This is a genomic window from Streptomyces diastaticus subsp. diastaticus (assembly GCF_011170125.1).
In the GTDB taxonomy this organism is placed as follows: domain Bacteria; phylum Actinomycetota; class Actinomycetes; order Streptomycetales; family Streptomycetaceae; genus Streptomyces; species Streptomyces diastaticus.
Genome location: NZ_BLLN01000003.1, coordinates 1,108,337 through 1,120,332 on the forward strand (window position 1 = coordinate 1,108,337; position 11,996 = coordinate 1,120,332).

At 75.2% G+C, this 11,996-nt stretch carries 11 protein-coding genes; 8 read left to right on the forward strand and 3 right to left on the reverse strand.

The window, feature by feature from the left end; genetic code table 11:
* Positions 1-329: 329 nt before the first annotated feature.
* Positions 330-1,280 carry a DMT family transporter gene (locus tag Sdia_RS13365; RefSeq protein WP_100455975.1) on the reverse strand — a complete coding sequence of 317 codons (951 nt, stop codon included), beginning with the start codon at positions 1,278-1,280 and terminating at the stop codon, positions 330-332.
* Between Sdia_RS13365 and Sdia_RS13370 the strand changes: the two genes are divergently transcribed.
* From Sdia_RS13370 to Sdia_RS13400, 7 genes are all read left to right on the forward strand, one after another.
* On the forward strand, positions 1,279-2,766 hold the full coding sequence (locus Sdia_RS13370; RefSeq protein WP_185392852.1) for an aminotransferase-like domain-containing protein: 1,488 nt from the start codon (positions 1,279-1,281) through the stop codon (positions 2,764-2,766). The two genes, Sdia_RS13365 and Sdia_RS13370, sit on opposite strands and share 2 nt — an antisense overlap.
* Before the next feature lie 41 nt (positions 2,767-2,807).
* Positions 2,808-3,281 carry a GNAT family N-acetyltransferase gene (locus tag Sdia_RS13375; protein WP_100455973.1) on the forward strand — a complete coding sequence of 158 codons (474 nt, stop codon included), beginning with the start codon at positions 2,808-2,810 and terminating at the stop codon, positions 3,279-3,281.
* 99 nt (positions 3,282-3,380) lie between these two features.
* Positions 3,381-3,956, forward strand: a complete 576-nt coding sequence (locus Sdia_RS13380) for a histidine phosphatase family protein (RefSeq protein WP_100455972.1) — start codon at positions 3,381-3,383, stop codon at positions 3,954-3,956.
* Positions 3,957-3,982: 26 nt separating this feature from the next.
* Positions 3,983-4,507 carry a P-loop nucleotide/nucleoside kinase family protein gene (locus Sdia_RS13385; RefSeq protein WP_189500392.1) on the forward strand — a complete coding sequence of 175 codons (525 nt, stop codon included), beginning with the start codon at positions 3,983-3,985 and terminating at the stop codon, positions 4,505-4,507.
* Between the two features lie 941 nt (positions 4,508-5,448).
* Entirely contained in the window at positions 5,449-6,351 is a 903-nt protein-coding gene (locus Sdia_RS13390) for a GNAT family N-acetyltransferase (protein WP_100455970.1), read from the forward strand.
* A 115-nt stretch (positions 6,352-6,466) separates the two neighbouring features.
* Positions 6,467-7,087 (forward strand): NAD(P)-dependent oxidoreductase, encoded by a 621-nt coding sequence (locus Sdia_RS13395; protein ID WP_100455969.1) that lies wholly within the window; start codon positions 6,467-6,469, stop codon positions 7,085-7,087.
* An 85-nt stretch (positions 7,088-7,172) separates the two neighbouring features.
* Positions 7,173-9,395 carry an NADP-dependent isocitrate dehydrogenase gene (locus Sdia_RS13400; RefSeq protein WP_100455968.1) on the forward strand — a complete coding sequence of 741 codons (2,223 nt, stop codon included), beginning with the start codon at positions 7,173-7,175 and terminating at the stop codon, positions 9,393-9,395.
* A 153-nt stretch (positions 9,396-9,548) separates the two neighbouring features.
* Here Sdia_RS13400 and Sdia_RS13405 read toward each other — a convergent pair whose 3' ends face one another.
* Positions 9,549-9,974: a DUF5997 family protein gene (locus tag Sdia_RS13405; protein WP_100455967.1), complete on the reverse strand. Its 426-nt coding sequence runs from the start codon at positions 9,972-9,974 to the stop codon at positions 9,549-9,551.
* Between the two features lie 36 nt (positions 9,975-10,010).
* Between Sdia_RS13405 and Sdia_RS13410 the strand changes: the two genes are divergently transcribed.
* Positions 10,011-10,826, forward strand: coding sequence for a LysR family substrate-binding domain-containing protein (locus Sdia_RS13410; RefSeq protein WP_185392850.1), 816 nt, complete (start codon positions 10,011-10,013; stop codon positions 10,824-10,826).
* A gap of 162 nt (positions 10,827-10,988) precedes the next feature.
* On the opposite strand, the gene Sdia_RS13415 is transcribed toward Sdia_RS13410, so the two are convergent.
* Entirely contained in the window at positions 10,989-11,996 is a 1,008-nt protein-coding gene (locus Sdia_RS13415) for a MerR family transcriptional regulator (protein WP_189500391.1), read from the reverse strand.

The following is an 11,996-nucleotide window of genomic DNA, read 5'->3' on the forward strand; positions in this document are numbered from 1 at the left end:
GCGGGGCCTACGCACCGGACCATGAACACCCCCGTAAAGGAGCAAGAGGATGGAAAAGGTGCCGAACGGTCAAAAGTGGCATCCGGTGCCCAGGGGTGAGGTTCGGCCCGGTCTCGGCCGGGTGTGTCGATCGGCTGGTTCCGTGCGAGGGGGCCAGCCGGGTTGTGAGTATTCGCACGCCGTGCGTCGCCGCGCGGCCTCCGGGCGCATCCCGGACGGAGGTGGGTGCGCCGCCCGAGTGCGGCTTTCCGCGACCATGGGGCCCCCGCGCAAGGTAGGGAGAGGCCCGGGTGCCTCGGCGTCGACCGGAAAGGGACAGCCGCGGACGCTCAGTCGCGGGCGCGTTGGGTGACGGCGATGCAGATCAGTACGCCCGCCGCCGCCAGTGGGGCCGCCCAGGTCAGTTCCTCGCCGAGCAGCCCGTACGACCAGGCCAGCGTCATCAGAGGCTGGGCCAGCTGGAGCTGGCTGGCCCGGGCCACGCCGATCCCGGCCATGCCCCGGTACCAGACGTACAGCCCGAGGAAGGTCGATCCGGCGGCGACCCAGGCCAGGCCCACCGCGCCGTGCGCGCTCCAGTGGACCGGCTCCAGCGCGAGGGCGACCGCCGACCCGGCGACCGTGACGGGCAGGCAGAGCACCAGTGCCCAGCCGACCACCTGCCAGCCCGGCATCCGGGAGGCGAGCCGGCCGCCCTCCGTGTAGCCGGCGGCGCAGACCAGCAACGCGCCGAACAGGTACAGGTCGCCGACGGACAGAGCGCCGCCGCTCTGCTGCCAGGTGAAGGCGGCCACCACCGCCGCACCCGCCACGGCGGCCGCCCAGAAGGGGCGTGAGGGGCGGCGGCCGGTGCGCAGCGCCGCGAAGAGGGCCGTGGTGAGCGGCAGCAGGCCCACCACCACGGCCGCGTGCGCGGTCGACGAGGTGCCCAGCGCCAGCGTCGTCAGCAGCGGGAAGCCGATCACCACGCCTCCGCCGACAACCGCGAGTCCGGCCCAGTGCCGCCGGTCCGGCAGGGGTACTCGCCACATCAGCAGGAACGCCCCGGCGACGGCGGCGGCCAGTACGCCCCGCAGGGCCACCAGCGACCACGGGCCGAAGCTCTCCAGCCCCCAGACCGTGGAGGGGAAAGTCAGCGAGAAGCAGAAGACGCCCGACAGGGCGAGGGCGGTGCCGGCGCCGGTCCCGGCGCCTCGGCCCGCCGGCCGAGCTGAAGAGGGGGCGTGCGGGGGAGTGACCGCTTTCGCGGTGCGGCCGGTAGCGCTACTCTGTGCTCTCATGGCTGAGCGTAGCAGTGTGGCGGAGTTGGCGGGCATCCTGCGCAAGGAGATACACCGCTACTCTCCGGGCGAGCGTCTTCCGTCGAGCAGGGAGCTGGTCGAGCGGCACCGGGTCAGCCCGGTCACCGTCTCCCGGGCCCTCGCCCAGCTCGCCGCCGAGGGCGCCGTCGTCACCCGGCCCGGCGCCGGCGCCTACCGGGCAGAGCCGCGCGGCGGAGCCGTCCCGGCGCCCGGGGACACCTCCTGGCAGGAGGTCGCCCTGTCGGCCCAGACCGGCGCCGGACCCGTACCCCGCTCGGTCGACGCCTCCGGCGTCCTCGCCACGCTGGCCGCACCGCCTCCGGGCGTCGTCGAGTTCAGCGGTGGCTACCTCCACCCCTCGCTCCAGCCCGAACGGGTGCTGGCCACCGCCCTCGCCCGTGCCGGACGCCGGCCGGGGGCGTGGAACCGGCCGCCCACCGACGGGCTTCCCGAGCTGCGGGCCTGGTTCGCCCGGGAGATCGCCGGGGCCGGCGGGGAGAGCGGCCCGACCGGCGCGGACGTACTGATCACGGCGGGCGGTCAGTCGGCACTGACCACGGCTCTGCGGGCGCTGGCTCCGCCGGGCGCCCCCGTCCTCGTGGAGTCGCCGACCTACCCGGGCATGCTCGCCGTCGCCCGGGCGGCCGGGCAGCGCCCGGTCCCCGTGCCCGTCGACGCGGACGGCCTGCGGCCCGAGCTGTTCGCGGCGGCGCTGCGGGCCACCGGCGCCCGCGTCCTCGTCTGCCAGCCGCTCTTCCAGAATCCGACCGGCGCCGTGCTGGCGCGGGAACGGCGCCGCGAAGTGGTGCGCGTCGCCCGCGAGGCGGGGGCGTTCGTCATCGAGGACGACTTCGCTCGGAGCCTGGCCCACGAGGACGCCGGGCCGCTGCCGCCACCGCTCGCCGCCGACGACCCGGACGGCGTCGTGGTCCATCTCCGTTCCCTCACCAAGATCACCTCGCCGAGCCTGCGGGTCGGCGCGCTCGCCGCCCGGGGGCCGGTGATGGAGCGGCTGCGCGCCATCCATGTGGTCGACCAGTTCTTCGTCCCGCGTCCTCTCCAGGAGGCCGCCCTCGAACTGGTCGGCTCCCCGGCCTGGCCCCGCCACCTGCGCGCCGTCGCCGCCGCGCTGCGGCCGCGCCGCGACCACCTGGCCGCCGGACTGCGCCGCTGGGTGCCGGCCCTTTCACCCGTCGCCGTCCCGCGTGGCGGTTTCCACCTCTGGGTCCGCGCCCCCGAGGGCACCGACGAGGCCGTCCTGGTCGGGGCGGCGTTGCGGGCCGGTGTCGCGGTCACCCCCGGCAGGCCGTACTTCTGCGCCGAGCCGCCCGCCGTCCATCTGCGTCTGGGATTCGCCGCCACCGCCGGTACGGCGGAGATCACCGAAGGGGTCCGCCGCCTCCGTACCGCCTGCGCCCAGGCGCTGCCCCGCGGCACCGGGGAAGGGGAGCCGGTGTCCGCGTGATTCGGCTGCGCGCTCCCCCTCCCGCCTGCCAACCTCGCCCTGTGATCGACACCCAGGAACTTCTCGACGCCACCGCCCGCCACCCGCTGCCCCCGGAGTACGTCTGCTCCGCCGACCCCGGCCGCTTCGACGCGGACCTCGTCCACCACTGGCTCTCCACCGACGCCTACTGGGCGTTGGGCCGCACCCGCGAGGCCCAGGCGCAGATGCTCGACGGCTCGCTCGTCTACGGGGCGTACGAGAAGGAGTCCGGCGCGCAGGTGGGATGCGCGCGGGTCGTCACCGACCTGGCCGCCTTCGCCTACCTCTGCGACGTCTACATCGCGCCGGGCGCCCGGGGGCGTGGGCTCGGCACCTCCTTCGTGGCCGCTGTTCTCGCCGACGTGGCCGGGCGGGCGCCGCACGGTGTGCGCCGCGTCCTGCTCGCCACCGACGACGCACACGGGGTCTACGCCAAGCTGGGCTTCACCCCGCTGCCGCACCCCGAGCAGTGGATGGTCCTCGGCAACTCCTGACCCGGCGTGCGGCGGCGGCCCGTGAGGCGGTCTTGAGCCCCAACTCCCCCTGGCGTAGGCCCTCTTGACCGGAGGAGCGATTGCCCCGACGATCGCCGCATGCATGTTCGGGTGACGCTCGTCACAGCCCCGCTCGGTGCCACGGGCCTCGCCGAGCGGTTCGCCGACGACCGCCCGCTGGACCAGGCCGCCTGGCACGCCGTGCAACTCGCCGCCCACGCCCTGGTCCCGCTCAGCGCCGCCGGCCTCCGCTACTGCTCCCCGACCCACCGCAGCCGGGCCACCGGGGACGCTCTGGGCTTCGCGCCGCTCGTCCAGCCGGCCCTCAGCGACTGGGACATGGGGACCTGGCGAGGACTGACACTCGCGGAGGCGGCCGCGCACGACCCGCGCGCCGTCGACGCCTGGTTCCGCGACCCGCGTGCCGCGCCGTACGGCGGGGAGAGCCTGCTCGACTTCGTCACCCGGGTCGGCGGCTGGCTCGACACCCGCCCCTTCGAGGACGGCGGCGTCCTGGTCGCCGTCGCCGAGCCGGCCGTCGTCCGCGCCCTGCTCGTGTACGCCCTGAAGGCGCCCCCGGCGACCTACTGGAGCCTCGACCCCGGCCCCTTGTCCACCGCCACCCTCACCGGCCACCCCGGCCGATGGATCCTGTGCCTGGAGCCCCCGCGCTGAGCGGATGTCCCCGCTACCCTCGCCGGGTGATCATCTGGCTGAACGGCTCCTACGGCGCGGGCAAGACCACCACCGCCCGCGAACTGGCCGCGCTCCTGCCCGACGCCCGGGTCTTCGACAGCGAGACGGTGGGGGCCCTGCTCCGGCCGGTCCTCGCCGGTGTGCCGGTGGGCAACTTCCAGGACTGGCCGCCGTGGCGCGGCGTGGTCGTCGCCACCGCCACCCAGGTCCTTTGGTACACCGGCGGCACCCTGCTCGTTCCGCAGACCGTGCTCAGTGAGGAGTACTGGGTGGAGCTGTCGGCGGGCTTCGCCGAGCAGGGCGTACCGGTCCGGCACGTCCTGCTCCACTGCGACCCCGACACCCTCACCCGGCGCATCCGCACCGACACCGCGCCCGAGAGCGCCACCGCCGGGCCCTGGCGCCTGCGCCACCGCGAGCCCTACCGCGAAGCCCTGCCTTGGCTGCGCCGCGCCGCCGAGGTGGTCGACACCACGGACCTGACCCCGGCTCAGACGGCGGCGGTGATCGCGGCGGGCCGGGAAGCCTGACGGCGGACGCCTCCTCCCGCGCCGGCCGCCCCGGCAGGTACCAGCAGGCCGCCCCGGTCGGCAGGGACAGGCCCGCGATCCCCGCGCTCCAGCCGAAGGCGGCCGGGACGGCGGCGCCCGGTCCCCCGCCCGCCCTGTTGTACGGGATGAGCGGGAGAGCCGGCCCCACCGCGCCGACGGTCAGCGCGGCCTGGAGGAGGCCGGCGCGACACCCCTGTTCTCGCGCCGGGTGGCGGTGAGGACCGTCGGACTGACCGGGACGACCGCCAGGCCCCCCCCCGATGCCGAGCGGGGTCATCGGCTCCGGCACCCCGGCGGTGCGACCGCTGCCCTCGTGCAGCCGGGTGAGCCAGGGAACCGCCGGCGGAACGACGGTGAGCCCCGGTGACGGCGCGGAGGCGGTGGCCGAAGCCCGCCGGGCAGCGGTCCAGGAGCTGGGTGGTGACCGGGTTGCGCAGGCCGAACGCGGGATCAGGAGCCCGGTGCCGAGCGGGCTGAGACCGAGGACGGCGTCGAGGTGCTGGACCGCGAGGAAGACGAACGAGGTCAGCACGGAGGCCAGGGGCACGAGCCCGATGGCCGCGAAGCGCCGTCCGGCACATCAGCGTCCTCCGCGGCCTGGGCGGCATCCTCAGCGAGGCGATGTACGACGAGGGCGCCCCCCCTCGCACGCGGCCTGCGCCGCCATGCGCCTGGGCGCCGTCGCGATGCTCACGGCCGCCCGGGAGACGGGGGGCCGGCCCCGCCTCACGCCGGCGAACTGTCCGACCTGCTCACGGGCGGCGCCTGGATCCGCGAGCACGTCACCTTTCGGCCGGAGGCGGGCCCACGGGCGCTGGAACGGATGGCGGCGAGGAGCACGACAGGACCCGCCGGCCGCTCCTGCACCCGCTCCCGTAAACGGCTTGGCTCCCGTGGCCCGCCGATGGTGGAGTCCCGCCATGGACATCCCGCCGCGCACCGACGCCCCCGCCGCCCCGAGCCCCGGCGAACTGCGGACCTACCACGACCTGCGCATGCGGCGCGAGGCCCGTCCGGACGGTCCCGGCGCCGTGGTCGAGCGGGTCGGCGAGAGCCTGCGCCAGACCGGCGGGCCCGACGGGTGGGACGGTGTGGTCTGGTCCGGGCTGGACGTCTGCGGGGCCGATGCCGTCATCGCCGCGCACGTGGCCCACTTCGCGGCGCTGGGACGGTCTTTCGAGTGGAAGCTGTACGGGCACGACCGGCTGCGGCCCGCCGGGGGCCGGCCCGGCGAGGATGCCGAGGGGCTCGCGGTCCGGCTGCGCGCGGCGGGCTTCGTGGCCGAGCCGGCGGAGAGCCTGATGGTGGCCGAGGCCGGCCGACTGGAGCACCGGGTCCCGCTGCCCGAGGGGACGCGGCTGCACCGTCTGACCCGTCCCGAGGAGGCCGACCTGGTCGCCGAGGTCCACCAGGCCGCCTTCGGCGACGACCGTGCCCGGACCCGCGCCTGGGTGCGCGACCTGCTCACCGACCGCGCCGACAGCAGCGCCGTCCTGGTCGTCCTCGACGGCGACCGGCCGCTGAGCGCGGGCCGGCTGGAGTGGGACGAGGGCAGGGAGTTCGCGGGACTGTGGGGCGGCGGGACCGTCCCGGCCGCCCGTGGCCTCGGCCTGTACCGGGCCCTGGTCGCCGAGCGCGCCCGGATCGCCGCCGCACAGGGGGTGCGCTGGGTCCAGGTGGACGCGACCGACCGCAGCAGGCCCGTCCTGGACCGTCTCGGCTTCGGCACGCTCACCACCACGACCCCGTACGTGTGGACGCCGCCCGCCGGCCGACCACCGGCCGTGCGCGGTGGCGGGCGCACGGGGCCGCGCCTAGCGTGAGGCCGGCGGACCGCGGCAGCCCACGCGGCCGCCGGCGAAGGAGTCCGCGGCCCGGGAAAGGACCTCCGATGAGCAGAGCCGCCGCCGAGCGCGGCGCCCCCGGACGGAGAGGCCGGTGAACCTCACCGTCTTCGGCGCCACCGGCCGCGCCGGACGCGCCCTGCTCACCGCCGCGGGCGCCGCCGGCCTCGCCACCACCGCCCACGTCCGCGACCCGGCCCGCCTCGCCGGAGCCCCCGCCGGGCGGATCGTCACCGGGTCGGTCTTCGAACGGGACACCGTGCTGGACGCCCTCGACGGAGCCGACGCCGTGGTCGTCGCCTTCGGCCTGCGCCGCCGCGAGCGCCGCACCCCGCTCTACGCCCAGGGCACCCGCCACGTCGTCGACGCCATGCACCTGCTCGGCGTCCACCGCCTCCTGGTCGTCTCCGAGGCCGCCTACGGTGACCATGTGCAGGGCGCCGTCCAGCGCGGGCTCGCCAAGCTGTACGGCACCGTCGCCGCCCCGGCCGTGCGCGGCCGCCGGGAGCAGGACGCCGTGGTCACCGCCAGCGGCCTCGACTGGACCGTGGTCCGGCCCACCGTGCTCACCGAGGGACCTCCGCGCGGGTACCGCCCGCCCGCCACCGCCCCGCGCCGGGCCGACACCTACCGCCTCACCTACGCCGACCTGGCCGAGCTGATCCTCCAGGCGCTGCCCGACCCCGCCACGTACCGCCGCAGCCTCTACCCCTGAGGAGGGCGGAGGGCCCCTTCGAGAGGAAGGGGCCGACGAGATATCTTGATGTCGAGCAATGTTGCAGACGTGGAGCGGAGCACCGGTGACTGACTCGACCATCATCTATACGCACACCGACGAGGCCCCGGCCCTGGCGACGTATTCGTTCCTGCCGGTCGTGGAGGCCTACGCCTCGACGGCGGGGGTCACGGTGGAGCGCCGTGACATCTCCCTGGCGGGACGGATCATCGCGAGCTTCCCCGAGCGTCTCGACGAGGGCCAGCGCATCGAGGACGCCCTCGCCGAGCTCGGCGAACTCGCCAGGACGCCGCAGGCCAACATCATCAAGCTGCCGAACATCTCGGCGTCCATCCCCCAGCTCAAGGCGGCCATCGCCGAGCTCCAGGGCCAGGGCTACGCGCTTCCGGACTACCCGGACGACCCGAAGACGGACGAGGAGAAGGACGTCCGCGCCCGCTACGACAAGGTCAAGGGCAGCGCCGTCAACCCCGTCCTGCGCGAGGGCAACTCCGACCGCCGCGCCCCGGCCTCGGTGAAGAACTACGCCAAGGCCCACCCGCACCGCATGGGCACCTGGACGGCCGACTCCAAGACGAACGTCGCCACCATGGGCGTCGACGACTTCCGGTCCACCGAGAAGTCCACGGTGATCGCCGAGGACGGCGCCCTGCGCATCGAGCTGGTCGGTGACGACGGCTCCACCACCGTGCTGCGCGAGTCCGTACCGGTCCTGGCCGGCGAGGTCGTCGACGCCTCCGTGCTGCGCGTCGCCGCCCTGCGCGAGTTCCTGACCGCGCAGATCGCCAAGGCCAAGGCCGAGGACGTGCTCTTCTCCGTCCACCTCAAGGCGACGATGATGAAGGTCTCCGACCCGATCATCTTCGGCCACGTGGTCCGCGCCTTCTTCCCGAAGACCTTCGCCCAGTACGGCCCGGCGCTCGCCGCCGCCGGCCTCAGCCCCAACGACGGCCTCGGCGGCATCTACAAGGGTCTCGAGACGCTGCCCGAGGGGGCCGAGATCAAGGCGTCCTTCGACGCGGAGCTGGCCGAGGGCCCCGCGCTCGCCATGGTCGACTCCGACCGCGGCATCTCCAACCTGCACGTCCCGAGCGACGTCATCGTGGACGCCTCCATGCCCGCGATGATCCGCACCTCCGGCCACATGTGGGGCCCGGACGGCGAGGAGGCCGACACCCTGGCCGTCCTCCCGGACAGCAGCTACGCCGGTGTCTACCAGGCCGTCATCGAGGACTGCCGTGCCAACGGCGCCTACGACCCCTCCACCATGGGCTCCGTTCCGAACGTCGGCCTCATGGCGCAGAAGGCCGAGGAGTACGGCAGCCACGACAAGACCTTCGAGGTGCCCACCACCGGCACCGTCCGCGTCGTCGACACCAGGAGCGGCGAGGCCGTCCTGGAGCAGACCGTCGGTGCCGGCGACATCTTCCGGATGTGCCAGACCAAGGACGCGCCCATCAAGGACTGGGTGAAGCTCGCCGTCACCCGCGCCCGCGCCACCGGTGACCCGGCCGTCTTCTGGCTGGACGAGGGCCGCGCCCACGACGCGCGCCTCATCGAGAAGGTCCGGGCGTACCTGCCGGAGCACGACACCGAGGGTCTGGAGATCAAGATCCTCTCGCCGGTCGAGGCGACCCGCTTCTCCCTGGAGCGCATCCGCCGCGGCGAGGACACCATCTCCGTCACCGGCAACGTGCTGCGCGACTACCTGACCGACCTCTTCCCCATCCTGGAGCTGGGCACCAGCGCCAAGATGCTGTCGGTCGTCCCGCTGATGAACGGCGGCGGCCTCTTCGAGACCGGCGCCGGCGGCTCCGCCCCGAAGCACGTCCAGCAGCTCGTCAAGGAGGACTACCTCCGCTGGGACAGCCTCGGTGAGTTCCTCGCCCTGGCCGTCAGCTTCGAGCACCTCGCGCAGACCACGGGCAACGCCCGCGCCCAGGTGCTGGCCGACACCCTGGACCGTGCCACCGGCACCTTCCTCAACGAGGACAAGTCGCCCAGCCGCAAGCTCGGCGGCATCGACAACCGTGGCAGCCACTTCTACCTCGCCCTGTACTGGGCGCGGGAGCTGGCGCGGCAGACCGACGACGCCCAGCTCGCCGAGGCGTTCGCGCCGCTGGCCGCGACCCTCGCCGAGCAGGAGGAGACGATCGTCGGTGAGCTGGCGGCCGTCCAGGGCAAGCCGGTCGACATCGGCGGCTACTACCAGCCCGACCCGGCCAAGGCCGAGGCCGTGATGCGCCCGTCGAAGACGCTGAACCAGGCCATCGCCACCCTGGCCTGACCCCGTACGGTCTCCGGACCGCACAGGAACGCCGCCCCGCCCCGGACCTGGTGTCCGGGGCGGGGCGGCGTTCCTGGCGACCGGAAGGGCGGGCTCGCGCCGAGGGCGCGGCCCCTCCGGACCGCGCCCTCGCGCCTCACCCGCGTGGGGCGCTCAGTCCTCCGCGCCCGCCGCCTTCTCCGCTCGGGCCGCGTCGCGCTCCTTGAGGCGGGCCGCCTCCTTGCGGACCTCGGCCTGGGTGGCGCGTTCCTTCTCCAGCCACTCGGGGCGCTCGTCCTTCAGCGCGTCGATCTGCTCGCTGGTGAGCGCCTCGGTGACGCCCCCGCGAGCCAGCCCCGCGATGGAGACGCCCAGCTTCGCGGCGACCACCGGCCGCGGGTGGGGGCCGTCGCGGCGCAGGTCGCGGAGCCACTGGGGCGGGTCGGCCTGGAGGGCGTTGAGCTCGGCCCGGGAGACGGGTCCCTCCTGGAACTCACTGGGGGTGGCCGGGAGGTACACACCCAGTTTCTTGGCCGCGGTCGCGGGCTTCATGGTCTGGGTGCTCTGGTGCGAGGTCATGCCGACCAGGGTATCCAGCATGTGCGCCCGCTTCGAACCGGCCGGTAGCCTGGCCCGGTGACAAGCTCCGAAGACCGGCCCGCCGCCGACGCGTCCCCGTCCTTCCGGCTCGCGTTCGTCCCCGGCGTGACGCCCGGCAAGTGGGTGCGGGTCTGGCAGGAGCGGCTGCCCGGCATCCCGCTCACCCTGGTGCAGGTCGCGGCCCCCGAGGCGCCGGCGACGCTGCGCGAGGGCGGGGCCGACGCCGGACTGGTCCGGCTGCCGGTCGACGGCCCCGGCCTCAGCGCCATCCCCCTCTACACGGAGACGACGGTGGTCGTCGTCCCCAAGGACCACCTGCTCACGGCGCTGGACGAGGTGCCCGTCGAGGAACTGGCCGAGGAACTCGTCCTCCACCCGCTCGACGACCCGCTCGACTGGGAGCACCCCCCGGGCCTGCCCGCGCTCGAACGCCCCGCCACGACGGCCGACGCGATCGAACTGGTGGCGGCCGGGGTCGGACTGGTGGCCGTGCCGCAGTCGCTGGCCCGGCTGCACCACCGCCGCGACCTCACCTACCTGCCGCTGCTCGACGTGCCCGCCTCGCGCGTCGCCCTCTCCTGGCCCGAGGAGCACACCACCGACCTCGTCGACGCCTTCATCGGCATCGTCCGCGGCCGCACCGTCAACAGCACCCGGGGCCGCCTCCCGCCCCCGGCCCAGCCGAAGGGCAAGGCCAAGGCGGCCGACGCGAAGCCGGCCCCGCGCAAGGCGGCGGCCAAGTCCGCCCCGGGCGGGAAGAACGCGCGAGGCACCGCGGGCCGACCGAAGGGCGGCAAGGGCACCCCCGGGGCCAAGGGCGCCAAGCGGGGGAAGCCGCGCCGCAGGTCGTAGCGGCGTAGCGGTAGCGGCCCGGCGAGACACCGGCCTGCCGCGCGCCTGGGCGATGCCACCGACCGCCAAGAGCGCCCAGGCCCCCGACACCGGCCGCCCGCCTGACGGGCGGTACCGCCCTCGCCCGTCGGCCACCCCGTGCCGTCGGCCGTCTACGGCCCGTCAGCCGGTGCCGCCCCGCAGCCGCAGCAGGTACGCCGCGGTGAGTGAGACGGCGCGGTCCTCGTTGCGCGCCAGTTCCGCGAGCGCCCTGGAGGCCGCCTGACCCGGCACGTCCGCCAGCGCCTGGGTCAGGCGGCCGCGGGCGGCGGCCGGGGTGGTGGGCTCCGTGATCCGGGCGGTCACGGCGGCGGTGATCCGGTCCGCCGTCGTCCTGTCGGCCGCCAGCGCGCCCAGGGCGTCGGCCGCGTCCGTGTCCCGGCGGCCCGCCACGACCATGTCGATCAGGACGGGTACCGCGCCGGTGGCGCCGCGCGTCGCGAGGGAGAGCGCCGCGTGCGCCCGCACCACGGCGTCCGGGTGCCCCAGTGCCTCGTGGAGCCGCCCGGCCGCACCCTCGTCGGGCAGTTCGGCGAGGGCCCGTGCGGCCCGTTCCCGGACCGCGGCCACCGGGGAGTCCAGTGCCTGGGCCAGCAGCTCCTCGGCGCCCCCGGCCGACCGGGCCAGAGACCAGCGCAGGGCGCCGGCGACGTTCGTGTCCGGCTCGTTCAGCACCGCCTCGACCAGGGCTTCCACGGGTACCGGGACCTCGTCGGCCGAGGAGAGGGCCGCTCGCTGGCGTGCGTCGGCGCTCCGGGACCCCAGGGCGTGCAGCAGCGCGACCACCTGGAGGGCGTCCTCCCAGTCGGCCGGGTCCGCCGCGTCGATCCGGCGCAGCCGCGTCAGCAGCTCCGTCTGGGCCGCGATGCGCGCCCGGGTCTGACGGATGAGGTCGCCGACCAGCGCCGAGGGTGTGAAGCCGGGGTCGTCGAGTGCCCGGCCGATCTCCCGCAGCGACAGCCCCAGCGACCGCAGGCTCTCGACGTGCAGGATGCGCCGGATGTCCGCGCCGGAGTACTCGCGGTAGCCCGAGCCCGTGCGGCCCGAGGGCCGCACCAGGCCGAGTGACTCGTAGTGCCGGAGCATGCGGGCGCTGACCCCGGAGCGACGCGCCACCTCACCGATCAGCAC